This window comes from Stutzerimonas stutzeri (assembly GCF_002890915.1).
Lineage (GTDB): Bacteria > Pseudomonadota > Gammaproteobacteria > Pseudomonadales > Pseudomonadaceae > Stutzerimonas > Stutzerimonas stutzeri_AF.
Genome location: NZ_POUT01000008.1, coordinates 84,872 through 110,535, shown reverse-complemented (window position 1 = coordinate 110,535; position 25,664 = coordinate 84,872). Strand labels below are relative to the sequence as shown.

32 protein-coding genes are annotated in these 25,664 nt (G+C 65.7%); 19 read left to right on the top strand and 13 right to left on the bottom strand.

Annotated elements, in window-relative coordinates; translation table 11 throughout:
- Positions 1-5: 5 nt before the first annotated feature.
- A complete protein-coding gene (locus CXK94_RS14870) occupies positions 6-953 on the top strand; it encodes a hypothetical protein (protein ID WP_102894947.1) in 948 nt (315 codons plus the stop codon).
- Between the two features lie 6 nt (positions 954-959).
- Positions 960-1,532, top strand: coding sequence for a lytic transglycosylase domain-containing protein (locus tag CXK94_RS14865; protein ID WP_102894946.1), 573 nt, complete (start codon positions 960-962; stop codon positions 1,530-1,532).
- A 372-nt stretch (positions 1,533-1,904) separates the two neighbouring features.
- On the opposite strand, the gene CXK94_RS14860 is transcribed toward CXK94_RS14865, so the two are convergent.
- Positions 1,905-2,363 (bottom strand): TlpA family protein disulfide reductase, encoded by a 459-nt coding sequence (locus tag CXK94_RS14860; protein WP_037038287.1) that lies wholly within the window; start codon positions 2,361-2,363, stop codon positions 1,905-1,907.
- Between the two features lie 230 nt (positions 2,364-2,593).
- Here CXK94_RS14860 and CXK94_RS14855 point away from each other — a divergent pair, with 230 nt between their 5' ends.
- Positions 2,594-2,986, top strand: a complete 393-nt coding sequence (locus CXK94_RS14855; protein WP_037038286.1) for a hypothetical protein — start codon at positions 2,594-2,596, stop codon at positions 2,984-2,986.
- A 24-nt stretch (positions 2,987-3,010) separates the two neighbouring features.
- Here the strand turns inward: CXK94_RS14855 and CXK94_RS14850 are convergent, their stop codons facing one another.
- Positions 3,011-3,205: a hypothetical protein gene (locus CXK94_RS14850; RefSeq protein WP_102894945.1), complete on the bottom strand. Its 195-nt coding sequence runs from the start codon at positions 3,203-3,205 to the stop codon at positions 3,011-3,013.
- Between the two features lie 140 nt (positions 3,206-3,345).
- A complete protein-coding gene (locus CXK94_RS14845; RefSeq protein ID WP_102894944.1) occupies positions 3,346-4,578 on the bottom strand; it encodes a virulence factor BrkB family protein in 1,233 nt (410 codons plus the stop codon).
- Positions 4,579-4,734: 156 nt separating this feature from the next.
- Between CXK94_RS14845 and arsC the strand changes: the two genes are divergently transcribed.
- The 3 genes from arsC to CXK94_RS14830 are packed head-to-tail and all read left to right on the top strand — an operon-like array spanning position 4,735 to position 6,093.
- Positions 4,735-5,088: an arsenate reductase (glutaredoxin) gene (gene arsC, locus CXK94_RS14840; protein WP_102894943.1), complete on the top strand. Its 354-nt coding sequence runs from the start codon at positions 4,735-4,737 to the stop codon at positions 5,086-5,088.
- Complete coding sequence (gene wrbA, locus CXK94_RS14835) at positions 5,085-5,690, top strand: NAD(P)H:quinone oxidoreductase (RefSeq protein WP_102894942.1); 606 nt, start codon at positions 5,085-5,087, stop codon at positions 5,688-5,690. The genes arsC and wrbA overlap by 4 nt, the downstream gene beginning before the upstream one ends.
- Positions 5,683-6,093 (top strand): DUF2069 domain-containing protein, encoded by a 411-nt coding sequence (locus CXK94_RS14830; RefSeq protein WP_102894941.1) that lies wholly within the window; start codon positions 5,683-5,685, stop codon positions 6,091-6,093. The genes wrbA and CXK94_RS14830 overlap by 8 nt, the downstream gene beginning before the upstream one ends.
- Positions 6,094-6,219: 126 nt before the next feature.
- On the opposite strand, the gene hda is transcribed toward CXK94_RS14830, so the two are convergent.
- Genes hda through CXK94_RS14815 form a run of 3 tightly spaced genes read right to left on the bottom strand, consistent with a single transcriptional unit; the run spans position 6,220 to position 9,125 of the window.
- Positions 6,220-6,924 (bottom strand): DnaA regulatory inactivator Hda, encoded by a 705-nt coding sequence (gene hda, locus CXK94_RS14825; protein WP_102894940.1) that lies wholly within the window; start codon positions 6,922-6,924, stop codon positions 6,220-6,222.
- Positions 6,921-8,018 carry an AI-2E family transporter gene (locus CXK94_RS14820; RefSeq protein WP_102894939.1) on the bottom strand — a complete coding sequence of 366 codons (1,098 nt, stop codon included), beginning with the start codon at positions 8,016-8,018 and terminating at the stop codon, positions 6,921-6,923. The genes hda and CXK94_RS14820 overlap by 4 nt, the downstream gene beginning before the upstream one ends.
- Positions 8,019-8,063: 45 nt before the next feature.
- The gene (locus tag CXK94_RS14815) at positions 8,064-9,125 is read right to left on the bottom strand and encodes a DUF2066 domain-containing protein (RefSeq protein WP_102894938.1); all 1,062 of its coding nucleotides are present in this window, start codon (positions 9,123-9,125) and stop codon (positions 8,064-8,066) included.
- A 320-nt stretch (positions 9,126-9,445) separates the two neighbouring features.
- Here CXK94_RS14815 and purM point away from each other — a divergent pair, with 320 nt between their 5' ends.
- Genes purM through dapC form a run of 5 tightly spaced genes read left to right on the top strand, consistent with a single transcriptional unit; the run spans position 9,446 to position 13,840 of the window.
- A complete protein-coding gene (purM, locus tag CXK94_RS14810; protein WP_102894937.1) occupies positions 9,446-10,504 on the top strand; it encodes a phosphoribosylformylglycinamidine cyclo-ligase in 1,059 nt (352 codons plus the stop codon).
- A complete protein-coding gene (gene purN, locus CXK94_RS14805) occupies positions 10,504-11,145 on the top strand; it encodes a phosphoribosylglycinamide formyltransferase (protein WP_102894936.1) in 642 nt (213 codons plus the stop codon). The genes purM and purN overlap by 1 nt, the downstream gene beginning before the upstream one ends.
- Positions 11,146-11,153: 8 nt before the next feature.
- On the top strand, positions 11,154-11,864 hold the full coding sequence (locus CXK94_RS14800; RefSeq protein WP_102894935.1) for a DUF3108 domain-containing protein: 711 nt from the start codon (positions 11,154-11,156) through the stop codon (positions 11,862-11,864).
- A 55-nt stretch (positions 11,865-11,919) separates the two neighbouring features.
- Positions 11,920-12,588, top strand: a complete 669-nt coding sequence (locus CXK94_RS14795) for a COG3650 family protein (protein ID WP_102894934.1) — start codon at positions 11,920-11,922, stop codon at positions 12,586-12,588.
- A 55-nt stretch (positions 12,589-12,643) separates the two neighbouring features.
- On the top strand, positions 12,644-13,840 hold the full coding sequence (gene dapC / locus CXK94_RS14790; RefSeq protein ID WP_102894933.1) for a succinyldiaminopimelate transaminase: 1,197 nt from the start codon (positions 12,644-12,646) through the stop codon (positions 13,838-13,840).
- A 46-nt stretch (positions 13,841-13,886) separates the two neighbouring features.
- Here the strand turns inward: dapC and CXK94_RS22440 are convergent, their stop codons facing one another.
- Both CXK94_RS22440 and CXK94_RS14785 read right to left on the bottom strand, forming a co-directional pair.
- Positions 13,887-14,048, bottom strand: coding sequence for a hypothetical protein (locus tag CXK94_RS22440; RefSeq protein ID WP_164838426.1), 162 nt, complete (start codon positions 14,046-14,048; stop codon positions 13,887-13,889).
- Positions 14,049-14,063: 15 nt separating this feature from the next.
- Positions 14,064-14,309, bottom strand: a complete 246-nt coding sequence (locus CXK94_RS14785) for a hypothetical protein (RefSeq protein ID WP_037038272.1) — start codon at positions 14,307-14,309, stop codon at positions 14,064-14,066.
- 128 nt (positions 14,310-14,437) lie between these two features.
- Between CXK94_RS14785 and CXK94_RS14780 the strand changes: the two genes are divergently transcribed.
- The 5 genes from CXK94_RS14780 (at position 14,438) to CXK94_RS14760 (ending at position 17,997) form a co-directional block, all read left to right on the top strand.
- Positions 14,438-14,767, top strand: coding sequence for a thioredoxin family protein (locus CXK94_RS14780; protein ID WP_102894932.1), 330 nt, complete (start codon positions 14,438-14,440; stop codon positions 14,765-14,767).
- Between the two features lie 82 nt (positions 14,768-14,849).
- Positions 14,850-15,221, top strand: a complete 372-nt coding sequence (locus CXK94_RS14775) for an ArsC family reductase (protein ID WP_037038267.1) — start codon at positions 14,850-14,852, stop codon at positions 15,219-15,221.
- A 44-nt stretch (positions 15,222-15,265) separates the two neighbouring features.
- Complete coding sequence (gene dapD, locus CXK94_RS14770) at positions 15,266-16,300, top strand: 2,3,4,5-tetrahydropyridine-2,6-dicarboxylate N-succinyltransferase (RefSeq protein WP_102894931.1); 1,035 nt, start codon at positions 15,266-15,268, stop codon at positions 16,298-16,300.
- Between the two features lie 84 nt (positions 16,301-16,384).
- Entirely contained in the window at positions 16,385-17,587 is a 1,203-nt protein-coding gene (locus CXK94_RS14765) for an aminotransferase class V-fold PLP-dependent enzyme (protein ID WP_102894930.1), read from the top strand.
- On the top strand, positions 17,584-17,997 hold the full coding sequence (locus CXK94_RS14760; protein ID WP_102894929.1) for a SufE family protein: 414 nt from the start codon (positions 17,584-17,586) through the stop codon (positions 17,995-17,997). The genes CXK94_RS14765 and CXK94_RS14760 overlap by 4 nt, the downstream gene beginning before the upstream one ends.
- Before the next feature lie 8 nt (positions 17,998-18,005).
- Here CXK94_RS14760 and CXK94_RS14755 read toward each other — a convergent pair whose 3' ends face one another.
- The 3 genes from CXK94_RS14755 to CXK94_RS14745 form a co-directional block, all read right to left on the bottom strand.
- Entirely contained in the window at positions 18,006-19,127 is a 1,122-nt protein-coding gene (locus CXK94_RS14755; RefSeq protein ID WP_102894928.1) for a beta-ketoacyl-ACP synthase III, read from the bottom strand.
- A gap of 251 nt (positions 19,128-19,378) precedes the next feature.
- The gene (locus tag CXK94_RS14750) at positions 19,379-20,299 is read right to left on the bottom strand and encodes a c-type cytochrome (RefSeq protein ID WP_102894927.1); all 921 of its coding nucleotides are present in this window, start codon (positions 20,297-20,299) and stop codon (positions 19,379-19,381) included.
- Positions 20,296-20,946, bottom strand: a complete 651-nt coding sequence (locus tag CXK94_RS14745) for a c-type cytochrome (RefSeq protein WP_102894926.1) — start codon at positions 20,944-20,946, stop codon at positions 20,296-20,298. Before CXK94_RS14745 ends, CXK94_RS14750 begins: the two co-directional genes overlap by 4 nt.
- A gap of 264 nt (positions 20,947-21,210) precedes the next feature.
- On the opposite strand from CXK94_RS14745, the gene CXK94_RS14740 reads away from it, so the two are divergent.
- Entirely contained in the window at positions 21,211-21,735 is a 525-nt protein-coding gene (locus CXK94_RS14740) for a hypothetical protein (RefSeq protein ID WP_102894925.1), read from the top strand.
- A gap of 145 nt (positions 21,736-21,880) precedes the next feature.
- On the opposite strand, the gene CXK94_RS14735 is transcribed toward CXK94_RS14740, so the two are convergent.
- Positions 21,881-22,105 (bottom strand): DUF3820 family protein, encoded by a 225-nt coding sequence (locus CXK94_RS14735; protein WP_102895034.1) that lies wholly within the window; start codon positions 22,103-22,105, stop codon positions 21,881-21,883.
- Between the two features lie 310 nt (positions 22,106-22,415).
- On the opposite strand from CXK94_RS14735, the gene CXK94_RS14730 reads away from it, so the two are divergent.
- Positions 22,416-23,810: a cytochrome B6 gene (locus CXK94_RS14730; protein WP_102894924.1), complete on the top strand. Its 1,395-nt coding sequence runs from the start codon at positions 22,416-22,418 to the stop codon at positions 23,808-23,810.
- 149 nt (positions 23,811-23,959) lie between these two features.
- Positions 23,960-24,484 carry an ankyrin repeat domain-containing protein gene (locus CXK94_RS14725; protein ID WP_102894923.1) on the top strand — a complete coding sequence of 175 codons (525 nt, stop codon included), beginning with the start codon at positions 23,960-23,962 and terminating at the stop codon, positions 24,482-24,484.
- A gap of 30 nt (positions 24,485-24,514) precedes the next feature.
- Here CXK94_RS14725 and CXK94_RS14720 read toward each other — a convergent pair whose 3' ends face one another.
- Positions 24,515-25,597 carry a diguanylate cyclase gene (locus CXK94_RS14720; RefSeq protein WP_102894922.1) on the bottom strand — a complete coding sequence of 361 codons (1,083 nt, stop codon included), beginning with the start codon at positions 25,595-25,597 and terminating at the stop codon, positions 24,515-24,517.
- Positions 25,598-25,664 lie beyond the last annotated feature (67 nt).

Genomic DNA, 25,664 nt, shown 5'->3' with positions numbered 1-25,664 from the left:
AAATCATGCTCAACCGACATGTAGTCGCTTCAACCGGCGCCGCGCTTTGCGCGGCGCTTCTTCTTGGCGGCTGCGCCAACCACCTGCCGCAACGCAGCGAATACGAGGCGCGCACCGAACGTACGTTGCTCGACCACAGCCTGCGCATCGAGCTCGGTGAGCCGCAGGTACTGGAACTGCCCCAGCGCCGCATTCGGGTTCAGGAACAGAAGACCTTCGAAGTCACCGATTTCGAGGTCACCCGTCGCTATGATCGCTACACCCCCTACCAGCCCTGGCGCGAGCTGTATGAAATCCCCCTGGGCGTGGTCGCGGTGGTCGCCGGAATCGGCGCCAACGTGCTCAACGTGGTGATGCTCGGCAACATACCGGAGAGCGCCACGCGCGACTGGATCAGTTACGGCTTCGCCGGCATCAACCCGTTCATGAATGTCGAATCCAACGGCCGCTCCCAGCAAAACCTTGCCAGCCTCGACGAGCAGCGTCGGGATGCGAGACTCGAATACTCCAGCCTGCCATGGGCCGAACGCCCGGTCACCGTCGTCGCCGGTCCGAATACCCACGAACTCGCCACCGACCGCAACGGCGTTCTGCGCCTGAACCTGCTCGATGGGACCTTCGCCGACCAGGACATCACCCAGGTGGGCAAGCTGCTGTTGAGCGTCGAGGATCAGCAGGATGGCACCCGGGCCGACGCGGCCCTGCTGGTCAGCCACAAGCTGCGCGGCAAACTGCAGGAAGCGCATGAGCTGATCTTCGACGACCTCGAGGGCGACGACGTGGCGCAATGGGTGCATCGGGTCAAACGCCTGTCCGAACTGGGCCTGGAGGAAGAAGCCAGCGAACTCGAGCAAAGCCTGATCGAGCTGACTCGCAACGACCCGGAGCTGCAGCAGCAATTCCTGCGCAGCCTGCTCGACGGTGCCACCCTGGGCGCCGACCGCGGGAACTGAAGCCCGATGAGGGTGCGCGATTTCCTGCTGCCAGTGCTGCTGGCCGTCGCGCTTCCCGCGGCAGCCAGCATCCGCCAGGCCCCGGAACCCGAGCTACGCGAGCTGCTGCAACGTACCGTGGCCGAGGCGGACAGCTTTCAGGATCGCTTCGATGCCGAAGTCTGGCTGGTCGACATGTCCGGGCGGCTCGAACCCTATCTGTCCAGCGCGGAGGAACGCCTGACACTGCTCAGGCTGGTTCATGGCGAGGCGAGCAGAGCCGGTCTGAAGCCCGAACTGATATTGGCGCTGATTCATGCCGAGAGCCATTTCGACCGCTTCGCCATTTCCAGCGTCGGGGCCCAGGGGATGATGCAGGTGATGCCCTTCTGGAAAGCGGAACTGGGCCGCCCGCAGGACAACCTCACCGACAACGCCACCAACCTGCGCTACGGCTGCACCATCCTCAGCTACTACCTGAGAAAGGAAAACGGCGACATCAACCGGGCGCTGGCGCGCTACAACGGCAGCCTGGGCAAGAATCGTTACCCGGCGAAGGTGATCGGCTTCTGGCAGGATTTCTGGTACGTCAGGCCGTAAACGCGTGCGGGGCTTCGGCGCCATGCGCCGAAGCCGCAACCTATGAACCATCGCACAATCGTAGGTTGGGTTGAGCGAAGCGAAGCCCAACGAGCGGCGTATCGGCCACCACGTCGGCATGTACCTCACCTGCAACGTTGGGCTTCGGCACTACGTGCCTCAACCCAACCTACGCACCATCGCACAATCGTAGGTTGGGTTGAGCGAAGCGAAGCCCAACGAGCGGAGTATCGGCCATCACGTCGGCATGCATCTCACCTGCAACGTTGGGCTTCGGCACTACGTGCCTCAACCCAAACCTACGCACCATCGCAACCGTAGTTGGGTTGGGAGTTGGGTTGGGGCCAGCCCCAGCGCACGAAGTAGCGAGGGCTAGCCTCCTTTCAGCCTCGCCAGGTGCCCGGCAATACCCTCGGCGGTCTGTTCGCCCACCAGGCGCTCGCGCACCTGACCGTCCCCGTCCACCAGATAGGTCACCGGCAATACGGCGCTGCGCGGAAGCTGCAGGCGCTCGGCCGGATCGTCGCTGAGCACGCGGAAACGAATCCCCAGCGCCTCGGCGGCCTGGGCCAGCTCCTCGCCGCGCAGTTCGTCGAAGTTGACGCCAAGCACCTCGATATCCGGCTGCGTCTCGGCCAACGCGTTGAGCTCCGGAATCTCGCTACGACAGGGGGCGCACCACTCGGCCCAATAATTGATCAGCAGCCAGCGCCCCTCGAGCTGAGTGCCGGTAACGGCACGCCCGTGCTGGTCGACGCCCCAATCCTCCTCGCAGCCGGCCAGCAACAGGCAGGCGAGCAGAGCGAGCAACGCAGCGAACGGTTTGGTCATAGTCATGGGTCCCCACGGCACAGATGCGGCAGCATACCGCTTCCCCAGGTTCATGGCACAGGCGCGGAGCTTCATCGCATTCCGTCGCCGACATGGAAAGCTGCCAAGGAACCGGCGCATTTTCATCGATCTGCGAGTCCGGTCACGTACGGCGGCGCTCAAGCGCACAGTTTTGCCGGAACGGCACTGCCTATAATTCGGCACCACCACCGATAGCCAGTAGCGAAGCCATGCCCAAACTCCATGACAAACTGATCGGTACCGTCCCCTCGCGCATTGTCGAGCAAGCCACCATCGCCCTGACCTCGTATGAAGGCCGCGTAGCGGAGTTCAACGTCGCCAGCTGGCTGCAAGTGCAAGGCCATGGGGGGCTATCGGTATCGCTAGTGGTCAAGTACCGCGATGGTCAGCAGCGGCGCGAAGCCGCGGTAGATCACGGACGAACCGACGCTGCCGGCAAGATCCTGCTTTCGGGAGTCGCCCGGTTGCTGGTCAGGCACAAGATCGAAGACCTGCAGGTCCATCTGCGCCCCGCTGCTGCGGTGACGGCGATCAACGTGGATGAACTGTTCGTGCATCCGGTCGAGCCCGTTGCAGCCGACAGGAAAACGGCCCAGGCCTAAGCGGCGATCCGCTCGGAACACCTCTCAGCTATTCATCCCTTTCGCCTTCGGCAGCGGCTCGCCCTCGATGGGCTGCTGCGTATCCGGCGTTCCTGCCCGTTGTACAAGCGATTCGGGCCATTGAGTGAAACACAGGCCAGTGAGGCGGTTCAACGATGCGAGCGCGGCATCAGGCGCCCGCTGGTGCAAATAAACAATGGTGCTGCGCTTACCGTTCATCACGCTGTCCTTTCCAGTCGCAAGGCTGACATAGCCAGAAGCGTGCCATACGCTGCAAACCCGGTCGGCACCCCGTCATACCGGCCTGGCGCGCGGCCAGTAATAGCAAAGTGCCTCAAAAAGCCTACGCATTCACTCCCTTACTGACCATTTTTGTCACCGTTCACCTGCAGCCAGTCGCCCAGGCTGCCACCGAACAGGTTGGCTTGCTCCTTCTGCAGCAACTCAAGCGAACGACGCAGCGTCGGATACCACGGCTCGTCGAGCTGATCGGGCAGTTGCACGCGCGCCGAGAGCGGCCAGGGATTGCTGCGCAGCAACTGGTCCAGGCTGTAATGAGCGAGATCGCGACAGAGCACCCAGCCCCCCGCCCCCGTACGGCAGACCAGTTGCTCGCGCTCGAAGAACTCGAGGATCTCATCCCACTCGTCCTCCGGCAGGCGCAGTCCCGCCTTGTGCAGATCATGCAGACGAAGCTCGCGCCCCTCCTGCTGGCGTTGATGCAGATTGCGCAGCAGCATCAGCATGACCAGCAGTCGCGGCAGGGGGCGGCGGCGCCACTGCTGCGATGACGACATTCCGCAGACCAGCTCGGCGCCGAACAGCACGATCATCCACGACAGATAGATCCACAACAGGAACAACGGCACCGCGGCGAAGGCACCATAGATCAGCTGGTAGCTGGGAAAGAAGCTGACGTACAGGCCGAACAACTGCTTCGCCGCCTCGAACAGCACCGCGGTGAACACGCCGCCCACCAAGGCATGGCGCAACGGTACGCGGGTGTTCGGCACCGCGGCGTAGATCAGGGTGAATGCCGCCACGCTGAGCAGCAGCGGCATCATCTTGATGACCGCGCCCACACCGATCACCGCATTGGGGCCGGAAATCAGCGACAGCGAAGCGATGTAGGTACTGGTGGCGAACCCGGCTCCCAGCAACAGCGGGCCCAGGCTGAGAATCGCCCAGTACAGCAGGAAGCTGGACACGCCTCTACGCGGCTGGCGCACCCGCCAGATGGTGTTGAAGGCCTTTTCGATGGTCAGCAGCATCATCAGTGCCGTCGCCATCAGGAAACCGACGCCGAACCAGGTCAACTGACGCGCCTGGCTGGTGAAGGCCACCAGGTATTCCTGGATGGCCGCCCCGGTGGAAGGGATGAAATTGTTGAAGATGTAGAACTGGATCTGCTCGCCGACGCCCTTGAACGCAGGAATTGCCGACAGCATGGCGAAGGTCACGGTCATCATCGGCACCACGGCGAACAGCGTGGTATAGGTCAGCGCCGCCGCGCTGTGCGGCCCCTGATCGGTCAGGAAGCGCCTGACCAGGAAGCGGGCGAATTCCAGCATGTTGTCGATGCGCTGCTGCATCCGTTCTCCTTAAACGAACGGGGCCGATAAGCGGTCTCCGTCATATGGCCCAAGCAGGTGGGCATGGTTCCTTCCGGCCAACCGGGACGCCGCATTTCGGTCGGCACCCCGAAGGGGGTTAGAATGGCCACCTCAACCGGCGAGACGCAACTATCAATGACCGAACTCATCCTGTATCACAACCCACGCTGTTCCAAATCGCGCGGCGCCCTGGAACTCCTGGAGGCCCGCGGCCTGAAACCCGAGATCGTGCGCTATCTGGAAGCCCCGCCCAGCGCAGCCGAGCTCAAGGCCCTGCTGGACAAGCTCGGCCTCGCACCGAGGCAGTTATTGCGCACCGGCGAGGATGAGTACCAAAGCCTCGGCCTGGCCGATCCCGCCCTCAGCGACGAACAGCTCATCGACGCCATGGCCGGGCACCCTCGCCTGATCGAACGCCCCATCCTGATCGCCGGCGACAAGGCGATCGTCGGCCGACCGCCGGAAAAAGTGCTGGAGATCCTGCCGTGAGCGGCGCTTACATTCTAGTGCTGTACTACAGCCGGAACGGCGCCACCGCGGAAATGGCCCGGCAGATTGCCCGGGGCGTGGAGCTAACCGGCCTGGAAGCACGCCTGCGCACGGTCCCGGCGGTTTCCACGGAATGCGAGGCGGTAGCCCCGGCGATTCCCGACTCCGGTGCGCCGTATGCGACCCTCGACGACCTGAAGAACTGCGCCGGCCTGGCCCTCGGCAGCCCGACGCGCTTCGGCAACATGGCCGCCCCGCTGAAATACTTTCTCGACGGCACCAGCAATCTCTGGCTCACCGGCGAACTGGTGGGCAAACCCGCCTGCGTGTTCACCTCCACCGCCAGCCTGCACGGCGGCCAGGAAAGCACCCTGCTATCGATGCTCCTGCCGCTGATGCATCACGGCATGCTGGTGCTCGGCCTGCCCTACAGCGAAAACGCCCTGCTGGAAACCCGGGGCGGCGGCACGCCCTACGGCGCCAGCCATCACGCCGGAGCCGACGGCAAGCGCCTGCTCGATCAACATGAAATCGCCCTCTGCCGAGCCCTTGGCCAGCGGCTGGCGCAAACCGCCCAGCGCCTGGAGGCTCCCCGTGGCTAAGAAGCCGAAACCGCTGCCCTCCCTGGACTGGCTCAAGCCCCGGCTCAAACTCAGTCGTGTGATCGGCCTTGCCAGCTTTCTCGGCCTGGCCACATTGCTGGTCGTCTGGAACCTGACCTTCGCCGACCTGCACGGCGCCCGTACCTGGGTGGTACTCAGCATCCAGCTGGTCCCGCTGCTGCTGGTCGCCCCCGGCATCATCGCCGGCAGCCCGCGCGCGCACGCCTGGACCTGCTTCATCGTCAACCTGTACTTCATCCAGGGCGTACTGGCCGCCATCGACCCGGCGCGCATGCTCTATGGCTGGCTGCAAGCCACGATCAGCCTGACGCTGTTCATCGCCGCCCTGCTCTACACCCGCTGGGGTTATCAGTACGAACGCAAGGCCGCGGGGGAAAGCTGAAACACGCCGGATCCCGCACACCGTAGGCGCGGGCCATGCTCGCGAATGCCGCCGATGCGAAAGCCTCTCGCGGGCATGACTCGGCGCCTGCTACGAAAACCGCACAAGGCGCTGCGAGATCCGCCCCTACCAGCCGAGGGTTTCCTTGAGGAAGGGAATGGTCAGCTTGCGCTGCGCCTGCAGCGAAGCCTGGTCGAGCCGGTCGAGCAATTCGAACAGCGCGTTCATGCTGCGCGCGCCACGGGTGAGGATGAAGCGGCCGACGTCGTCCGGCAGGGTCAGCCCGCGGCGCGAGGCGCGCAGTTGCAGGGCGCGCAGCTTGTCCTCGTCGGACAGCTGCTGCAGCTGGAAGACCAGCGCCAGGCTCAGCCGCGACTGGAGGTCGGGCAACTGGATCGCCAGCTCCCGCGGCGACGCGTCCGCAGCCAGCAGCAGGCGCCGGCCGGCATCGCGCAGGCGGTTGAACAGATGGAACAGCGCCTCCTCCCACACCGGGTCGCCCGCCACCGCGTCGAGATCGTCCAGGCACACCAGCTCGCTCTGCTCGAGATTGTCCAGCAGCGCCGGGCCGTACTCGGCCACCTCGGCCAACGGCAGATAGACCGCCAGTTCGCCGCGCTCCTCCACCCTGAGGCAAGCTGCCTGGAGCAGGTGGCTACGGCCAACCCCGGCCTGCCCCCAGAGATAGATCAACTCATCGGACCAGCCCGCGGCAGGCGAGCACAGGCGCTCGACATAGCCGAGCGCCGCGGCGTTGGCGCCAGGATAGAAGTTGGCGAAGGTGGCGTCGTCGCGCAGGCGGACGCCCAGGGGGAGCTGGATGGGTTTCATGGCTGGCTGGGTGGTTCGGCCGGCGCGCCGGCAGGCTCGGCATAAAGGTCCGAGAGTTTATACAGATCGTGCACGTGGCGCAGCAGAACCATGATCACCGCCGCCACCGGCAACGCCAGCAGCACACCAGTGAAACCGAACAGCTGGCCGCCGGCGAGCACCGCGAAGATCACCGCCACCGGATGCAGGCCGATACGGTCGCCCACCAGCAGCGGCGTCAGCAGCATGCCCTCGAGCATCTGCCCGACCGTGAACACCGCGGCCACCCCCAGCAGCGGATAGGGGTCCAGGCCGAACTGGAACAGCACCGCCACCACCGCCGCGCCGATGCCGACGACGAAGCCCATGTAGGGCACGATGCTGGCCAGCCCGGCCAGCACGCCGATCAGCAGGCCGAGTTCCAGCCCTACCAGCATCAGGCCGCTCGCATAGATGACCGCCAGGGCCAGCATCACCAGCAGCTGGCCGCGCAGGAAGGCGCCGATCACCTCATGGCATTCGCTCATCAGGCGTACCACCATGCCTTCGCGCCGGCGTGGCAGCAGGCTGCGCAGCTTGGCCATGATCAGGTCCCAGTCACGCAGCAGATAGAAGCTCACCACGGGTATCAGCAGCAGATTGCCGATCCACGCCAGCAGCGCCAGGCTGGAGGCGGTGGCCCGGCTGAGGACCATTCCGAGCACGTCGGTGGTGCTGCCCAGGTGCGCGGAAAACGCGGCCTTGAGCTGGTCGAAACGCCAGAAGTCCTCTTCCAGCCCGAACTGCGCCTGCACCCAGGGCAGTGCCTGCTGCTGCAGCCAGTCCAGCGCCAGCGGCGCCAGCTGGTACAGGTGCAACAACTGCTTGCCGAGCATCGGCAGCAACACCAGCAGCATCAACAGCAGCAACAGGCTGAACAGACCGAACACCGCGATCACGCCCCAGGTACGCGAAAGCCGCCAGCGCTCCAGGCGGTCGACCAGCGGATCGCCCAGGTAGGCCAGCAGCGTGCCGATCAGAAAGGGCGTCAGGATCGGCGTCAGCAGATACACCAGCCAGACGCACAGCAGCAGCCCGGCCAGCCAGAGCCAGCGATTCGAATCAGTGATGGTCATGGGTCAAGCCCTTGCTTGCGGAACGGAGCGATACGGGAACAGCGATCACCAGCGGTAGCGCAACACTGTACCGGGCTCCTCTCGAGGCGCCGGCGGCTCGCTGGCCGGGCTGCCCGTTTCGTCAGGGCCAGGCAGGGGCTGTTCGGCATCCAGCGGCAGCTCGTCGGCCGTCACTTCCTGCAGGCGCGCCAGCGACAGCTGCGCACGCAACTGCTCGGGGCTGGCGTTCACGCGATAGACCAGACGATCGCTGTCCACCCGCAGCAAACGGCCGCCGAACGGTTCAAGCAAGCGCTCCAGCTCGGCGAAACGCGCCACATCGGCGCCGAGGATTTCCAGGGTGATGTCCGACGCCGCGCCGGGCGCAACCACGTAGCGCGGCGCCAGGTACTGACTGACCGCCAGCATCACCGCGTCGGCCAGCGCCTCGGGGCTTTCGCCCTGGGCCTTGCCACTGCGCTGCTCGTCGTCGAGCCAGACCTTCCATTCGGCCTGCCAGCCGGCATCCGTTTCCTGCGCATGGGCAGCCAGCAGGACATCGGCATCGTAGCGCTCGGAGGGCTCGCGCAGGGCTTCACGGCCATCGCCGGCGAAGGTCTGCGGCGTTGCCAGCAACTGCTCGGACAGATCGGCCAGGGGCAGGCGCAGCGGCAGGCCGCGATGCTGCGCAGCGGCGCGCAAAATGGCGGCATTGTCCTGGCCATCCCCGACCAGCTGCGCTCCGTCCGGGCGCTCGATCAGCCACCAGGCCAGCAGCGTCGGGCGGTTCGCCCCCCACAGCGAGACGCCCGCACGGCGCAGGCTGCGCTCGGTGGTGCCGGGGTCGAATTCGACGACGATGTGCTCGTCCTCGTAGCCGTACTTGCTGATCAGTTGCTGCGGATCTTCGCGCAACGCGGCGACGGCCGGCTGCTTGGCAGCCTCGGCATCGCCGGTCAGACGCAACAGCAAGGTATCGAAGGCACGCTGCAGCGCCTCGGTCTGGCCTCCGGACTGCTGGCCGGAGACAGGCTCACGCACCTGGTACAGGTCGCCGAGCGGCGCCGCCAGGCTGGGCAGAGCCGCCAACGCGAAGCACAGGATGACGAAGCGGGAAATGAGGCGCATGGTCGATTCTCGCAGGCAGGCCAGAGCTTCCGGCCATGAAATTCGAAATAAGGGGCTACACCTTAAACAGGCGGCCTGGGCACGGCAACCGCCAGGCAGGGAGCCGGCTCACAGTTCCCCTATCCTCACAGGCGATCACCCGCTTCGGCCGTCGCCCCTCCAGCGGGATGGCCGCTATGTCGCAAGCCTGATAAAATCGCGCGCTTTCCGCGGACCGGTCCCGGCGCTTGTCCAAGCCCGGCGAATCAGCGCCTCGCACAGGTGCTGGATGCAGTCTCTGCCCGGTCGACACCCGCATTCCTTTCACAGGTCCGGATTCTATGAGCAAGCAACCCTCCCTCAGCTACAAGGACGCTGGCGTCGACATCGATGCAGGCGAAGCGCTGGTCGAACGCATCAAAGGCGTGGCCAAACGCACCGCGCGCCCTGAAGTGATGGGTGGCCTGGGCGGCTTCGGCGCCTTGTGCGAAATCCCGGCGGGCTACAAGCAGCCGGTGCTGGTGTCCGGCACCGACGGCGTGGGCACCAAGCTGCGCCTGGCGCTGAACCTGAACAAGCACGACAGCATCGGCCAGGACCTGGTCGCCATGTGCGTCAACGACCTGGTCGTGTGCGGCGCCGAGCCGCTGTTCTTCCTCGACTACTACGCCACCGGCAAGCTCAACGTCGACGTGGCCGCCACCGTGGTCACCGGCATCGGCGCCGGTTGCGAACTGGCCGGCTGCTCGTTGGTCGGCGGCGAAACCGCCGAAATGCCGGGCATGTACGAGGGCGAAGACTACGACTTGGCCGGCTTCTGCGTCGGCGTGGTGGAGAAGAGCGAGATCATCGACGGCTCCAGGGTGCAGGCCGGCGACGCGCTGATCGCCCTGCCCTCCTCCGGCCCGCACTCCAACGGCTACTCGCTGATCCGCAAGATCATCGAGGTCGCCGGCGCCGACATCGAGAACATCCAGCTCGACGGCAAGCCGCTGACCGAACTGCTGATGGCGCCGACGCGCATCTACGTCAAGCCGCTGCTCAAGCTGATCGAGGACACCGGCGCGGTCAAGGCCATGGCCCACATCACCGGCGGCGGCCTGCTCGACAACATCCCGCGCGTGCTGCCCGAAGGCGCCCAGGCGGTGATCGACGTGGCCAGCTGGACGCGCCCGGCGGTGTTCGACTGGCTGCAGGAACAGGGCAACGTCGACGAGCACGAGATGCACCGCGTGCTCAACTGCGGTGTCGGCATGGTCATCTGCGTCGCCCAGGAGCAGGTCGACGCCGCCCTCGCCAACCTGCGCGCATCCGGCGAAGCGCCCTGGGTCATCGGCCGGATCGCCGCTGCGACGGAACAGGCCGAGCGCGTCGTGCTGAACAACCTGAAAGCCCACTGATGGCCTGCAACGTCGTCGTCCTGATCTCGGGGTCTGGCAGCAACCTGCAGGCCCTGATCGACAGCCAGAATGAAGACCATCCCGCCCGCATCCGCGCGGTGATCTCCAACCGCATCGACGCCTACGGCCTGCAGCGGGCCCAGGCGGCAGGCATCCCCACCCAGGTGCTGTCGCACCGGGATTTCACCGATCGCGAGGCGTTCGATGCCGCGCTGATGGAGGCCATCGATGCCCACCAGCCCGACCTGGTGGTGCTGGCCGGGTTCATGCGCATCCTCACCCCCGGCTTCGTCCGTCATTACCACGGCCGCCTGCTGAACATCCATCCGTCGCTGCTGCCCCGGTACAAGGGCCTGGATACCCACCGGCGCGCCCTCGAAGCGGGCGACCGCGAACATGGCTGCAGCGTGCACTTCGTTACCGAGGAGCTGGACGGCGGCCCGGTGGCGATCCAGGCGACGCTGGCGATCGAGCCCGGAGAAACCCTCGACGGCCTGACCCAGCGGGTACATGCCGCAGAACACCAGATTTACCCACTCGCCATGCGCTGGTTCGCCGAAGGGCGCTTGCGCCTCGCCGAACAAGGCGCGATGCTGGATGGCGCCGTCCTACCGGCCTCAGGCTATCCGATCAGAACCTAGGAGATACCATGCGTCGCGCCTTGCTGCTCGCCCTCGCCGTGCTGACCCTGCCGGCACATGCCCTGGAGCTCAAGCCCTTTACCGCCAGCTATACCGCCGACTGGAAACAGGTTCCGGTCAGCGGCACCGCCGAGCGCAGCCTGGAGCAACTGGACAACGGCCTGTGGCGCCTGGATTTCGAGGCCTCCATGCTGGTCGCCAGCTTCAACGAGCGCAGCACCTTCCGCACCGAAGGCGACACCTTCCTGCCGGAATCCTACCGCCTCAAGCGCAGCGGCCTCGGCAAGGGCAAGCGCGTCGAACAGCGCTTCGATTGGGAAAGCAAGCAGGTCGAAGGCAACGATCGGGGCGATCCGGTCAACCTGCCGCTGCACCGCGGCCTGCTGGACAAATCCACCTATCAGCTGGCACTGCAGCATGAAGTGGCGGCCGGCAAGCAGAGCATGAGCTACCAGGTGGTCGATGGCGACGAGATCGAGACCTACGATTTCCGCGTCCTCGGCGAAGAAAAGGTCAGCACCAGGGCCGGCCAGGTCGACGCCATCAAGGTCGAGCGTGTACGCGATCCGACCCAGAGCAAGCGCGAAACCATCCTCTGGTTCGCCAAGGACTGGGACTACCTGCTGGTCCGCCTGCACCAGGTGGAAAAGGACGGCAAGGAATACCAGATCATGCTCGAAGAGGGCAGCGTCGGCGGCAAGGCCGTCAAAGGCAACTGATCCTCCCGGCAGCCTTCCACGGCTGCCGTTTCGTTCTAAATCGCCGAGTGCTTCGATGGCCCTTTCCCGCAACCTGCTGCTCGTCCTGCTTCTGCCTCTGGCGGGCTGCCAGTCGTTCTTCGCCGAGCGCACCCCCACCTCGCCGCCCACCGAACGGCTGCAGGGCGAGGTACGACTGGTCGACGGCCAGTTGCAGTTTCGCAGTTGCCAGGGGCAGCGCACGCTGAAACTGCTGGACCCGGCCGCCACCGGCCTGCCGGATGACGCACTGGCGCTGATGGTCGGCAGCGACGATCGCCTGTTCGCCGATCTGCGCGGCACGCTCCGCCAGCCGGGCCCGGGCATCGACGGTCAACTGGCACTGAGCCGTGTGTACCGCCTGCAGCGCGAAGGCCATGGCTGCAACGATGAAGACTTCAAGCATCTGCTGCTACGGGCCAGCGGCAACGAGCCGGGCTGGATGCTGAACGCGACCACGCGCGGCCTGCTACTCGCGCGCCAAGGCCAACCGCCGGTAGCCTTGCCCTACCTGGAAGAGCAACTGCCCGGCGGCCAGCTCAGCCTCAGCAGCGAAGCCAACGGCCTGCAGCTGGAGTTCTGGGTCGCGCCGCAACGCTGCGTCGACAGCGCCAGCGGCACCATCAGCCATCTGACGGCGGAACTGCGCCTGGGTGGCCAGACCTTGCGCGGCTGCGCGTACTACGGCGGCGCGCGCGACGACTGAATTCACCAATGCGGGGCGTTCGCCGCGCGTCACCTGTCCTGAAAGAACAGTATCCATGAACAACGCCCTGAACCTGCTGCACCCCTACCCCTTCGAGAAACTGCGCGGCCTGCTCGCCGGCATCCAGCCACCGGCCGACAAGCGCCCGATCGCCCTGTCGATCGGCGAGCCCAAGCACCGCTCGCCGGATTTCGTCGCCCAGGCACTGGCGGACAATCTCGACCAGTTGGCCGTTTATCCGACCACGCTCGGCCTGCCGGCGCTGCGCGAGGCCATCGCCGGCTGGTGCGAGCGGCGTTTCCGCCTGGCCGAAGGCGCGCTGGACCCGGCGCGCCAGGTACTGCCGGTCAACGGCACGCGCGAAGCGCTGTTCGCCTTCACCCAGGCCGTGGTCGAGCGCGAACGCGACGGCCTGGTGATCAGCCCCAACCCTTTCTACCAGATCTACGAAGGCGCGGCGCTGCTCGCCGGCGCCACGCCGCACTACCTGCCGTGCCTGGCGCAGAACGGCTTCAACCCGGACTTCGACGCGGTGCCGGCCGACGTCTGGCAGCGCTGCCAGATCCTCTTCCTCTGCTCGCCCGGCAACCCGACCGGCGCGCTGGTGCCGCTGGAGACCTTGCAGACGCTCATCGCGCTGGCCGACGAGCATGACTTCGTCATCGCCGCGGACGAGTGCTACAGCGAGCTGTATTTCGACGAAGCCAATCCCCCGGCGGGCCTGCTGAGCGCCTGCGCCGCACTGGGCCGCAACGATTTCAAGCGCTGCGTGGTCTTCCACAGCCTGTCCAAGCGCTCGAACCTGCCGGGGCTGCGCTCGGGCTTCGTCGCCGGCGATGCCGACATCCTCAAGGCCTTCCTGCTCTATCGCACCTACCATGGTTGCGCCATGCCGGTACAGACGCAGCTGGCCAGCATCGCCGCCTGGAACGACGAGATCCACGTGCGCGCCAACCGCGAGCTCTATCGCGCCAAGTTCGATGCCGTGCTGGAGATTCTCGCGCCGGTCATGGACGTGCAACGCCCGGACGGCGGCTTCTACCTGTGGCCGAAAACGCCCATGGACGACCAGCAGTTCACCCGTGAGCTGTTCGCCCGCGAGCATGTGACCGTGGTGCCCGGCTCGTACCTGTCGCGCGAAGTGGATGGCTTCTCCCCGGGCGCCGGGCGCGTGCGCATGGCGCTGGTCGCGCCATTGGCCGAATGCATCGAGGCCGCGCAGCGTATCCGCGCCTTCGTCGCCAGCCTCTGACAAGCCCGGCGTGAACCGGACGCCCCGGCGTCCGGTTCACGCCGGCTCAGGCAACGCCGGGCGGAATCCCGTCCTTGCCGTAATCGCGTAGCTTTTCCAGGTTTTCCGGTTTCATGTGCTCCGGCACGTCCGCGCCCTGGTGCTGGTCGCAAGGCGCTGGCTGGTCGTCGCCGTGTTGCTCGTCGATACGCTCGTCATGTTCGCTCATGCTGCGCCTCCTTGGTCAGATGGCGTGTTCTTCCCAGATCAGCTGGCCCTCGTCGCTGACTTCTATCACTTTAGTCAAAGCCGCCTCGGCAATCGCCTCGGCCTCCGATGCCAGTGCATAGGTGCGGCCGTTGGCGACCTTGAAGATATGCAGGTGCTCGTCACCGTCGCGTCGCTTGAGGGCGATCACCGCCTCGAATGCATCCCCGGCCGGCACCGCCGAGGAGATCGCCTCGAAGTTCTCGAAATGCTTGCGTGCCATACCCGCCACCTCACCGTTGCGATTGTCATCAATGGACAACAACACCCGTGTAAAAGGTCGAAGCCCTTGCCTGAACCGACCCACTCGAAGGACGCTCTGACGTTTCATGGGCAACCAGGAGAGTTCACATGGTCATGAATGAACACTACGCACCAATCGAACCGACCCGCGCCGAGGTGGATGCCATGGACGGCCCCGTGCTGCTGGAGTTCGGCACGCCCTGGTGCGGTCACTGCCGCGCCGCGCAACCGCTGTTGGCCGCCGCGCTGGCCGGTCGCGCGGGCATCCGCCACCTGAAGATCGAAGATGGCCCCGGCCGGCCATTGGGGCGTTCGTTCCGGGTCAAGCTGTGGCCGACCCTGATTCTGCTGGAAAAGGGCCAGGAACTCGCGCGCGTGGTGCGCCCGGAGAGTGAGCGCGCCGTCGAGCAGGCCCTGGGCGAGGCAGGCAAACATTGAGCGGGCGAAGGCGGCGGCACTGGCCGGCCACCCATGGCATAATCCGCCGTCCAGTTTTGCAGGAGTCTTGGAGAGTCGTTCTATGTCCGAAGAAAACCAGGGATTGCGCCTTTACGGCATCAAGGCCTGCGACACCATGAAGAAGGCGCGTAACTGGCTCGACGAACACGGGCAGAGCTATCACTTCCACGACTACAAGAGCGTCGGCATCGACCGCGCCCACCTCGAAGCGTGGTGCGAGGAACACGGCTGGCAGACCATACTCAACCGTGCAGGCACCACCTTCCGCAAGCTGGACGACGCGCAGAAGGCCGATCTTGACCAGGCCAGGGCCATCGAGCTGATGTTGGCCCAGCCGTCGATGATCAAGCGCCCGGTACTCGACCTGGGCGACAGAACCCTGATCGGCTTCAAGCCCGATCTCTACGCTGCCGCACTGGCAACCCCGAACTGACAGCCGCCCGCAGCGTCGGCGCGGCCACTAAAAAGGATAATCCCATGTCTGCAACTCTCTTCAGCCTCGCCTTCGGCGTCGGCACCCAGAACCGCCAGGGCGACTGGCTGGAAGTGTTCTACGCGCAGCCGCTGCTGCAGCCGGCCGGCGAACTGGTCGCCGCCATCGCGCCGCTGCTGGGCTATGCCGGCGGCAACCAGGCGATCGCCATCACCACTACCCAGGCCGCGCAACTGGCCGATGCGCTGAAACCGCTGGATGCCGCCCAGCATGCATTGCTGACCCGCCTGGCGGAAAGCCAGCGGCCGCTGGTGGCCACCCTGCTGGCCGAGGACACGGCGCTGACCTCGACGCCCGAGGCCTACCTCAAGCTGCACCTGCTCTCCCATCGCCTGGTCAAGCCGCACGGCCTGAACCTGGCCGGCATCTTCCCGCTGCTGCCCAACGTCGCCTGGACCACCCAGGGCGCGGTGGACCTCGGCGAACTGGCCGAGCGCCAGCTGGAAGCCCGCCTGAAGGGCGATCTGCTGGAAGTGTTCTCGGTGGACAAGTTCCCGAAGATGACCGACTACGTGGTGCCGGCCGGCGTGCGCATCGCCGATACCGCCCGCGTGCGCCTCGGCGCCTATGTCGGTGAAGGCACCACGGTGATGCACGAGGGCTTTATCAACTTCAACGCCGGCACCGCAGGCCCGGGCATGATCGAAGGCCGCGTCTCGGCCGGCGTGTTCGTCGGCAAGGGTTCGGACCTGGGCGGCGGCTGCTCGACCATGGGCACCCTCTCCGGCGGCGGCAACATCGTCATTTCCGTCGGCGAAGGCTGCCTGATCGGCGCCAATGCCGGCATCGGCATCCCGCTGGGCGACCGCAACACCGTGGAATCGGGCCTGTACATCACCGCCGGCACCAAGGTCAGCCTGCTCGACGAGAACGACCAGCTGGTGAAGGTGGTCAAGGCCCGCGAACTGGCCGGCCAGAGCGACCTGCTGTTCCGCCGCAACTCGCAGAGCGGCGCCGTGGAGTGCAAGACCCACAAGTCGGCCATCGAACTGAACGAGGCGCTGCACGCGCATAACTGATCGCAAGCTGGAAGCCATGAGCTAGAAGCTGGAAGTAACAGCGAGCTGTCTTGACTTCCAGCTTCCAGCTTCAGGCTTACCGCTATGCTTGTTTCCCCCTGGCGCGCCGATTTCCCCGCGCTGGCCGTGCTCGAAGCGCAGGGCCAGACCTATCTCGACAGCGCCGCCACCGCGCAGAAGCCGCAGGCGCTGATAAACGCCCTGACCGGCTACTACACCTGCGGCGCCGCCAACGTGCACCGCGCCCAGCACCAGCCCGCCGAACGCGCCACCCGCGCCTACGAGGATGCACGGATCAAGCTGGCCAAGTGGCTCAACGCCGCCAGCCCGACCGAGATCGTCTTCACCCGCGGCGCGACCGAGGCGCTGAACCTGCTCGCCTATGGCCTGGAGCACCTGATCGCAGCCGGTGACGAAATCGTCATCAGCGCCCTCGAACACCACGCCAACCTGCTGCCCTGGCAGCAGCTGGCCAGGCGCCGCAGCGCGCGCCTCGTGGTACTGCCGATCGACGCCGCCGGGCGCATCGATCTCGACGCGGCAGCCGAGTTGATCGGCCCGCGTACCCGCCTGCTCGCCGTCAGCCAGCTGTCCAACGTGCTCGGCAGCTGGCAGCCGCTCGTGCGCTTGCTGGCCCTGGCCAAGGCCCGGGGTGCGCTGACCGTCGTCGACGGCGCCCAGGGCGTGGTCCATGGCCGCCACGACATGGCCACGCTGGGCTGTGATTTCTACGTGCTGTCCAGCCACAAGCTCTACGGCCCGGACGGCGTCGGCGCCCTCTATGGCCGCGGCGAATCACTGCTGCAGCTGCACCACTGGCAGTTCGGCGGCGAGATGGTGCGGATCGCCGACTACCAGAGCGCCGAGTTCCATGCCGCGCCACTGGGCTTCGAGGCCGGCACGCCGCCGATTTCCGGAGTGATCGCTTTCGGCGCCACGCTGGACTACCTGGCGAGCCTCGATGGCATCGCCGTCGGCGCGCACGAGCAGGCCCTGCATACCCAGTTGCTTGCTGGCCTCGAAGCACGCGCCGGCATCCGTCTGCTTGGCGCACCGCAGGCGGCGCTGGCCAGCTTCGTGGTCGACGGCGTGCATCATGCGGACCTCGGCCACCTGCTCACCGAACAGGGCATCGCCGTACGCAGCGGCAACCATTGCGCCATGCCCTTGATGAAGCACCTCGGCCTTGAGGGCGCGACCCGCGTTTCGCTCGGGCTGTACAACGACGGCGCGGACCTCGAACGCTTCTTCGCCGCGCTGGACCAGGCCCTGGAGCTGCTGCGATGAACGAATTGCCACAAGTCGCCCGCGAAGCCCTGGCGGCATTCGACCAGGCGCCCGGCTGGGAGCAGCGTGCGCGCCTGCTGATGCAGTGGGGAGAGCGGCTGGAGCCGGTCGCCGACGACGAACGCAGCGACGCCAACCTGGTCGCGGGCTGCGAGAGCCGCGTCTGGCTGCTCGGCGAGCAGGAGGGCGGTCGCTGGCATTTCCGCGCAACCAGCGACGCCCGGTTGCTGCGCGGCCTGCTGGCCGTGCTGCTGGCGCGGGTCGATGGCCTGGATGCCGGCACGCTGGCGGCGGTCGACGTGGCCGACTGGTTCGCCCGCCTCGGCCTGTCGCGGCAGCTCTCGCCGTCGCGCAGCAACGGCATGAACGCCGTGCTGCAACGCATGCAGGAACTGACCGGGCAACGCTGACCCGGAAATCAGCGCTTGCGCAGGATCACGCTACCGATCGAATAGCCGGCGCCGAACGAGCTGAGTACCCCGAGGCTGCCGCTGGGCAGGTCGTCCTGGTGCTTGTGGAAGGCGATCACCGAACCGGCCGAACTGGTGTTGGCGTAGCTGTCGAGGATCACCGGCGCCTCCTGCTCGGTGGCGTCGCGGCCCAGCAGCCGGCGCACGATCAGGTGGTTCATGTTGAGGTTGGCCTGGTGCAGCCAGAAGCGCTTCACCGACTCCACCGCGATGCCGTTCTCGCCCAGGTGCTCGCCGATCAGCTGCGCCACCATCGGGCAGACTTCCTTGAACACCTTGCGGCCTTCCTGGATGAACAGCTTGTCCGGGTCGTTCATGTGTTCTTCGGCGGCGCGGTTGAGGAAGCCGAAGTTGTTGCGGATGTTGTTGGAGAATTCGGTCACCAGCTTGGTGCTGACCACATCCCACTGATGGGCGGAAGTCGCCAGGTCCGCGCGCTCGATGATCACCGCGGTGCAGGCGTCGCCGAAGATGAAATGGCTGTCGCGGTCGCGGAAGTTCATGTGCCCAGTGCAGATTTCCGGGTTGACCATCAGGATCGCCCGCGCCTGGCCGAGCTTGACGCTGTTGGCCGCGTTCTGGATGCCGAAGGTGGCCGAGGAGCAGGCCACGTTCATGTCGAAGCCGAAGCCCTTGATGCCGAGCGCCGCCTGCACCTCGATGGCGATGGCCGGATAGGGACGCTGCAGGTTGGAACAGGCGACGATCACGCCATCCAGGTCGGCCGCGGTCTTGCCCGCGCGCGCCAGCGCCTGCTCGGCGGCCTTGACCGACATCTCGCAGAGGATCGACCACTCGTCGTTGCCGCGCTCGGGAATCCGCGGGACCATGCGCTCGGGATCGAGGATGCCGGCCTTGTCGGTGACGTAGCGGCTCTTGATGCCCGAGGCCTTCTCGATGAAGGCCGAGCTGGATTCGGGCAGCGGCTGGATCTCGCCGGCCTCGATGGCGGCGGCGTTGGCGTTGTTGAAGCGATGAGCGTAGGTATTGAAAGACTCCACGAGCTCGTCGTTGGAGATACTGCTGGCAGGGGTGTAAAGGCCGGTACCGCTGATGACGACGTTATGCACGGTCGTTCCTCTCGCATATTGGCTGATCGTACTGACGTTGGGATGGAGCGTTGGCCCAGAGCCAATCCCGATCATTCCAGCGCCTTCTTATGGCGGCTATTGTGCACGAAAAGCCGAAAGAATCCGTAACATTGCGCAGTTTGATGGGCCAAGGAGCCGAATCGTCAGGCACATTGTTCAGTGACCGTACAGTCTGAAATGCAAAGAGGGCGCCCCAGGCGCCCTCGCGTTGCATCAGGCTGCCTGGCGGGTCACTCGATCCCCTGCCCCAGCACGACGCCATCGACCTTCTGGCCGTACAGATTGACGCCATCGTTGGCGTGGTAGCGAAGCCGGGTCTTCTCCACCGACCCCTCGACCAGACGCGGGTCCTGCGGCCGTTCATGGCTGTTCATGTAGGCCGCCACGTGCCAGGCCTCGTCGTCGCCGAGCGTGCCGCCCTTGCCCAGCGGCATGCTTTCCTTGATGAAGGCCGCCGCCGTGTTGATGCGGTGCATCCCGGCGCCCCAGTTGAACGAGTCCCGGCCCCACAGCGGCGGGAACACGTAGGTGTCACCAGCCTTCTGCCCCTGGCCATCGTCACCGTGGCAGACCGCACACTGCTCGGCATAGATCTGCCGTCCCTTGGCGATATCGAAGCCGCCCTTGGGCTGCGGCACTTCCGGATAGGCACGCCCCGGCAGTTCCTGGCCAGTCGGCGCGCCGCTGGACAGCCAGTAGGAATAGGCGGTCAGCGCGTTGATCACATGGCTGTCGGCCGCCGGTGGCGTGCCATTCATGCTGAACTGGAAGCAGCCCTGCATGCGCTCGGCATAGCTGTTCACCTTGTCGTTCTTCTTCCGGTACGCCGGGTACATCGGATAGGCACCCCAGAGCGGCGCGGAATTGGCCTTGCGCCCCTGCTCGATATGGCAGTTGGTGCAGTTCATGCCGTTGCCTACATATTCCGCTGCGTATTTCTGGGTATCGACGAAGATCGCCCGGCCCTGCTTCACCAGCTCACCATAGGCATTGGCCGGCAGGTCTTTTTCCTGCGGCGGCTGGAAATACGCCTCGCCTGCCGTCCTGGAGGCTTTCTGCGTCAGTTGCGACTGGTCGTCCATGCTGATCTCGGCGGCGTGCAGCGAGCCGCCAACAGTCATGGCCAGGAGTGCGGACATCACGGCTTTCATTGGCTGGCCTCCTTGCGCCCCAGGCCGGCGAAATAGTCGGATGCGGCCTGAACCTCGGCATCGGTCATCGAGCGGGCGATATGGCCCATCAGGTCATTCGGGTCGTTCTTGCGGGTTCCCTGGCGCCAGGCATCGAGCTGAGCCCGAAGGTACTGCGCGGACTGCCCGGCCAGCGGCGGGAAGCTCTCGCCGACACCGACGCCCCCGGGGCCGTGGCAGGCGACGCATTCCGGGATGTTGCGCTCCCAGGCGCCGCGCAGGGCCAGGACCTCACCGGCGCCTTCGGCTTTCTCGCCACGCCCGACACCGGCCATGGGCGGCACGGGCATCGCCGCCAGCGCCGCGGTAACGGCCTGAATCTCCTCGTCGCTCAATGCCGCAGCGATCGGCTGCATGATCGGATTGGCCCGGCTCCCCGAACGGAAATCCGCGAGCTGCTTGGTGCTGTAGCCAGCCGCGAGACCGGCCAGGCGCGGAAAACCACCGGCCGCCATGCCCATCCCATCGGCGCCATGGCAAGTGCCACAAGCCATGGCGGCGGGATTGGCACCTCCTTGTGTGTAGATCTTTTGTCCATCGGCAGCCTGTGCCTGCATCGCCAGCAACAATGCAGCCACGCCTGCCAGGGGCCAGCGGGGAAATGTCATGTAAGAAAGCCTCGTCAGCGCTGTCGTTATTATCGTGTCGCCCGCCTTGGCATCGCTTCGCTCGATGCTCTCGGCGAAACGGCCGTGGCGACTTGTCGCACCGATGGAAGCTATCACAGCATTCCGCCCGACCTCCAGAAAAAGAATAAGCTTAGAACTCATTCGAATATAACCCAGCAAAACACTGCGACAATGCCGTGCCGCGCGTGCGTGCCGAGTCGCTCCTTGGTTATGCTTGTGCGCCCTCTCCCGCAGGATCTCCCCATGAAAGCCCCACTCCTCGAACTGCTCACGCTCATCAGCTCGGGCTGCATGACGGAGGAGGAAATCAGCCGGATAGCCGACGAGGCGGCCCAGGCCTATGCCGACCCGCAGGCTTTCCTGCTGGCCAATCCCGATATCAACTACGACGACGACTTCCCGATCCCGCTCGGCGAATGGGTGGTGGTCGGCAGCCTGCCGGACACCGTGCTGTTCCAGGGCGACGACTACGAGCAGCTGTTCAGCCAGATCGTCGCCTCCTTCGGCAAGGACGTTGCCTTCGTGCTCAAGGCCAAGCAGCTTGCCAAGACCGAGCCACTGAAGGCGCTGAACCGCATCCAGGTCCAGCTCAGCAGTCTCTATCCGGAGAAAGGCGGCTACGTGCTGGTGGACTTCAGCGAGCCACTGGACGACGAACTGCAGGCAGTGCTGGTCTACACCTGCGACCTGGAACGGGTGCTGCAACTGGCGGTGGAGGTGGGCATCTATGCCGCACCGTCGCTCGAAGCGCTGCGCGCGGAGTCGTAGATCGGGGGAGCCGCGAAGCCCGACGAGCGTGGAGTCAGACCCGGGGCTTCGGCGCTGCGCGCCTCAACCGCAACCTACCGGCCATTGCACACGTAGGTTGGGTTGAGCACCGCGAAGCCCAACGCGTCCGCCAGGCGCAGACAACCTACCCCCTGCCGGCATTTCGCCGCAGCGGCTCCAGCAGGGGCGACAGGCCGTTATGGTCGATCTCCTGCATCAGTGCCAGCAGGCGGCCGAGGTCGCCGGGCGGGAAGCCGACCCGGGCGAACCAGTTGAGGTAATGTCCGGGCAGGTCGGCGATCAGGCGTCCCTTGTACTTGCCATAGGGCATCGTCTGGGTGAGCAGGCGTTGGAGGTCTTCGGGTTTCATGAACGAATGCGTGGCAGGGTCCAGCCGCGCATGGTGCCACAGCCGCGGCAGCCGATGGCCGGGAAGATGGCGCATTGCCTTTTACCGATTGGTAGATAAACGGCCCGCCTTGAAAAGACATCGTTATAAAGCAATGCGCCACGACAGCCGCGAAGGCCCATGTCAGGGCCCTTCCCGATGGCAGCCCCGGTTCGCTTGAAAAATCAATCCATCCGATAGTTTGTCTCTATTTTCTCCCTCGGCGGTTCTGTCCTAGGCCTGTCTTACGGCTCGTCCGTCCGTAAGCCCTTCCACCGAGGAGAAGAACAAGATGACTGCACCTCAATCCGGGGCCTGCCTCGCCGTCGCGCTCGGCATCGCCCTCACGTGTTCCGGCGCCCAAGCCGCCGACGACGAGGTCCCCACCAGCTATTCCCCCGTGGTGATCACCGAGAAGTTCGAGACGATCATGCAACGCATGTCGGCCGACAAGGACGGCATTCTGAAAAAGCACCAGGACCTGCTGGAGCAGCGCTACGACCTTGCGGACAAGCCCGTCGAGGGCCTGCAGATGAGCCGCGGCAAGCCGATCCAGGGCGGCGTGCGGGTCAAGCTGCCGAGCGGTACGAGCTGGGATGACCTGGCCAAGCTGAGCCCCGAGGACATCCGCCAGCAGAAGCGCTTCCCCCTCGGTTTCATGCCGCTGCCCCACCCCAATCATCCCGAGGGCGGCATGGTCTTTCCGCAGTTCCACATCGACGAGGTGAAGCAGATCGAGGGGCGCGACCTCACCCGCTTCGACCTGGACTTCGACCTGCCGGACCATTTCCTCCCCGAATTCCCGGCGCCGATCTTCCTCACCACCCGGCCGGACCTGGGCGACGTCTCCCAGGGCAAGCTGGTGAACATCCGCAACTTCTTCGAGCTGTTCAACGGCATCCTCAATCCCAAGCAGCTCGAAGGCCTGCGCCTGCTGGTGACGCCGTTCCCGCAGCAGCAGTTCAATGCCACCGACGACCGCCGCAGCGAGCACCCGCACACCGGCGTCGCCTGCCTGGATTGCCACGCCAACGGCCATACCAATGCCGCCACCCACCTGGCCGGCGACGTGCGCCCACAGAAATTCCGCCACCGCATCGACACCCCGACCCTGCGCGGCGTGAACATCCAGCAGATCTTCGGCTCCCAGCGGGCGCTGAAATCGGTCGAGGACTTCACCGAGTTCGAGCAGCGCGCCGCCTACTTCGATGGCGATCCGGTGCTGGCGACGAAGAAGGGGGTGAACATTCTCGAACGCGGCAGCCAGGTGCACTTCATGGCCGAGTTCCAGGCACTGCTCGACTTTCCGCCAGCGCCCAAGCTCAACGTCGACGGCCGCCTCGATCCGGCCAAGGCCAGCGAACAGGAGCTGCGCGGCGAAAAGATCTTCCATGGCAAGGGTGCCTGCGCCGGCTGCCATGTACCGCCCTACTACACCGACAACCTGATGCACAACCTGAAGACCGAGCGTTTCTACGAGCCGCAGGAATACAACGGCGTCATGGCGGTTGGCGACGGGCCGATCAAGAACTTCCCCCTGCGCGGCATCAAGGAGTCGCCGCCGTACCTGCATGACGGTCGCCTGCTGACCCTGGAAGACACCGTGGAATTCTTCAACCTGGTCCTGCAGCGCAACCTGAACCAGCAGGAGAAGGCCGACCTGGTCGCCTTCCTGCGCACCCTCTGAACGCGATATCCGGCGTCCGCTCCGGGCGCCGGATAAAGCCCGCCTATGCCGCGCATAGAAAGGCTTCGCTGGCACGCCCCGGTCGCCGGAAAGACAATGGCGACCGACACGGCGAAAGCATTCGCCACCTTGCCAACGGAGAAGCCGCGATGTCGCAAGCCCCCAAGCACACCCCGGAACTGGATGACGCCACACTGGCCTTCGCCGAGCAGGTCTTCGACAGCGCGCGCAGCGGTGACAGCGCCCGCCTCGGCGAGCTGCTGGTACAAGGCATGCCGGCCAACCTGCGCAATCATGCCGGCGACAGCCTGCTGATGCTCGCCAGCTACCACGGCCATCGGGAGGCCGTCCGCACCTTGCTGGGGTACGGCGCCGACCCGCAGTTGTGCAACCACCGTGGCCACACACCACTGGCCGGCGCGGCCTTCAAGGGCGACCTGGCGATGATCGAGCTGCTGCTGGAGCACGGCGCCGACGTCGAGGGCCGCTGCGAAGACGGCAAGACCGCACTGATGATGGCCGCCATGTTCAACCGCACGGAAATCGTCGCATACCTCATCGCCCAGGGCGCCGATCCGCGCGCCACGGACGCCGGCGGCGCCACGCCACTGGCCGCGGCAACCATGATGGGCGCACTGGATACCCAGGCGCAGCTGCGGCGCATCGTCGGCTAGCGCAGCTTCCGGCGCCGGGCAGCGGGCCGATCAGTCGGCGACCAGCGTCAATTCGGGCGGCCGTTGCCACTCGGCGATGGCGATCCGGTTGCGCCCCTGGCGCTTGGCTTCGTAAAGCGCCTGGTCGGCCGCCTTGAGCCAGCCGAGCGCATCGTCCATGCCTGGATCGAACTCCGCGATGCCGATGCTCAGGCTGACGCTCAGCTTGGGTGCCAGGGGGAAGTCCAGTTCGGCGATCTCGTCGCGCAGGCGCTCCAGCACCTCCCAGGCATCCCGGGCGCGCGCCCCTGGCAGCACCGCACAGAACTCGTCGCCGCCGTAACGGCCGGGCATATCCTCGGCACGCAGGTTGCGACGGATACACTGGCCGACCTGACGCAGCAACTCGTCGCCGAGGACATGGCCATAGCGGTCGTTGACGTGCTTGAAGTTGTCCAGGTCGATCAGCGCCAGGCTGGCGACGCCTCCGGCCCCCTTGCAGTGGGAGAACTCCAGCTGCAGCAGTTCGTTCCAGTAGCCACGATTGAACAGCCCGGTCAGGCTGTCGGTGCGGCTCAGGCTACGCAGCGCCCGCTTGTTCTCGCCCAACTGATAGGCCAGGCGATAGAGCACCATGCCGATGGTCAGCGGATGGACGATGAGCATCGGCAGGCAGGCATACAGCTGCGCCTGGCTGGTTTGCGGGGAGAAACCGAAGCCCAGCAGCAGCACCGAGACCAGCATGCCCAGCAATTGCACCACCAGCCCCTGCAGGACGAAGCGCGCACCGCCGGTCGCGGTATTGTTCATCGCCAGCATCGACAGCAGCACCGCCGAGGGCAGCACATTGAATTGCATGGTGGCGATCCAGAAGCCGCCCATCAGCGAGTCGAACAGCACGAAACGCTTTTCGAGAAGCGACGTCGAACGCGAGCGCCGGGAAAGATAGAGCGCCACCGACGGCCACAGGTAGCAGAAGGCGATCAGCAGTCCCCACAGCCACAGGGGCGTTTCGCGCGACCAGAACACCGCGGCGACGCAGAAGAATCCCACCGCCAGGCCGATGGCACGCGGGTAGAACGCACGCCGGGCGAAGGACGCCCCCGGCTTGGGGAGTACGGCAGAAGGGTTCACGAGCGCACCCGCTCTTCAGGACCGGAATGGCCTTCAATATAGCTCGGCGCCATCATTGTGGGCGATA

What these genes read in the sequence shown, in the direction of transcription:
- CXK94_RS14870 (WP_102894947.1), top strand. Translation starts at nt 6, where the DNA reads ATGCTCAACCGACATGTAGTCGCTTCAACCGGCGCCGCGCTTTGCGCG.
- CXK94_RS14865 (WP_102894946.1), top strand. Translation starts at nt 960, where the DNA reads ATGAGGGTGCGCGATTTCCTGCTGCCAGTGCTGCTGGCCGTCGCGCTT.
- CXK94_RS14860 (WP_037038287.1), bottom strand. Translation starts at nt 2,363, where the DNA reads ATGACCAAACCGTTCGCTGCGTTGCTCGCTCTGCTCGCCTGCCTGTTG.
- CXK94_RS14855 (WP_037038286.1), top strand. Translation starts at nt 2,594, where the DNA reads ATGCCCAAACTCCATGACAAACTGATCGGTACCGTCCCCTCGCGCATT.
- CXK94_RS14850 (WP_102894945.1), bottom strand. Translation starts at nt 3,205, where the DNA reads ATGAACGGTAAGCGCAGCACCATTGTTTATTTGCACCAGCGGGCGCCT.
- CXK94_RS14845 (WP_102894944.1), bottom strand. Translation starts at nt 4,578, where the DNA reads ATGCAGCAGCGCATCGACAACATGCTGGAATTCGCCCGCTTCCTGGTC.
- arsC (WP_102894943.1), top strand. Translation starts at nt 4,735, where the DNA reads ATGACCGAACTCATCCTGTATCACAACCCACGCTGTTCCAAATCGCGC.
- hda (WP_102894940.1), bottom strand. Translation starts at nt 6,924, where the DNA reads ATGAAACCCATCCAGCTCCCCCTGGGCGTCCGCCTGCGCGACGACGCC.
- CXK94_RS14820 (WP_102894939.1), bottom strand. Translation starts at nt 8,018, where the DNA reads ATGACCATCACTGATTCGAATCGCTGGCTCTGGCTGGCCGGGCTGCTG.
- CXK94_RS14815 (WP_102894938.1), bottom strand. Translation starts at nt 9,125, where the DNA reads ATGCGCCTCATTTCCCGCTTCGTCATCCTGTGCTTCGCGTTGGCGGCT.
- purM (WP_102894937.1), top strand. Translation starts at nt 9,446, where the DNA reads ATGAGCAAGCAACCCTCCCTCAGCTACAAGGACGCTGGCGTCGACATC.
- purN (WP_102894936.1), top strand. Translation starts at nt 10,504, where the DNA reads ATGGCCTGCAACGTCGTCGTCCTGATCTCGGGGTCTGGCAGCAACCTG.
- CXK94_RS14800 (WP_102894935.1), top strand. Translation starts at nt 11,154, where the DNA reads ATGCGTCGCGCCTTGCTGCTCGCCCTCGCCGTGCTGACCCTGCCGGCA.
- CXK94_RS14795 (WP_102894934.1), top strand. Translation starts at nt 11,920, where the DNA reads ATGGCCCTTTCCCGCAACCTGCTGCTCGTCCTGCTTCTGCCTCTGGCG.
- dapC (WP_102894933.1), top strand. Translation starts at nt 12,644, where the DNA reads ATGAACAACGCCCTGAACCTGCTGCACCCCTACCCCTTCGAGAAACTG.
- CXK94_RS22440 (WP_164838426.1), bottom strand. Translation starts at nt 14,048, where the DNA reads ATGAGCGAACATGACGAGCGTATCGACGAGCAACACGGCGACGACCAG.
- CXK94_RS14785 (WP_037038272.1), bottom strand. Translation starts at nt 14,309, where the DNA reads ATGGCACGCAAGCATTTCGAGAACTTCGAGGCGATCTCCTCGGCGGTG.
- CXK94_RS14780 (WP_102894932.1), top strand. Translation starts at nt 14,438, where the DNA reads ATGGTCATGAATGAACACTACGCACCAATCGAACCGACCCGCGCCGAG.
- CXK94_RS14775 (WP_037038267.1), top strand. Translation starts at nt 14,850, where the DNA reads ATGTCCGAAGAAAACCAGGGATTGCGCCTTTACGGCATCAAGGCCTGC.
- dapD (WP_102894931.1), top strand. Translation starts at nt 15,266, where the DNA reads ATGTCTGCAACTCTCTTCAGCCTCGCCTTCGGCGTCGGCACCCAGAAC.
- CXK94_RS14765 (WP_102894930.1), top strand. Translation starts at nt 16,385, where the DNA reads ATGCTTGTTTCCCCCTGGCGCGCCGATTTCCCCGCGCTGGCCGTGCTC.
- CXK94_RS14760 (WP_102894929.1), top strand. Translation starts at nt 17,584, where the DNA reads ATGAACGAATTGCCACAAGTCGCCCGCGAAGCCCTGGCGGCATTCGAC.
- CXK94_RS14750 (WP_102894927.1), bottom strand. Translation starts at nt 20,299, where the DNA reads ATGAAAGCCGTGATGTCCGCACTCCTGGCCATGACTGTTGGCGGCTCG.
- CXK94_RS14745 (WP_102894926.1), bottom strand. Translation starts at nt 20,946, where the DNA reads ATGACATTTCCCCGCTGGCCCCTGGCAGGCGTGGCTGCATTGTTGCTG.
- CXK94_RS14740 (WP_102894925.1), top strand. Translation starts at nt 21,211, where the DNA reads ATGAAAGCCCCACTCCTCGAACTGCTCACGCTCATCAGCTCGGGCTGC.
- CXK94_RS14735 (WP_102895034.1), bottom strand. Translation starts at nt 22,105, where the DNA reads ATGAAACCCGAAGACCTCCAACGCCTGCTCACCCAGACGATGCCCTAT.
- CXK94_RS14730 (WP_102894924.1), top strand. Translation starts at nt 22,416, where the DNA reads ATGACTGCACCTCAATCCGGGGCCTGCCTCGCCGTCGCGCTCGGCATC.
- CXK94_RS14725 (WP_102894923.1), top strand. Translation starts at nt 23,960, where the DNA reads ATGTCGCAAGCCCCCAAGCACACCCCGGAACTGGATGACGCCACACTG.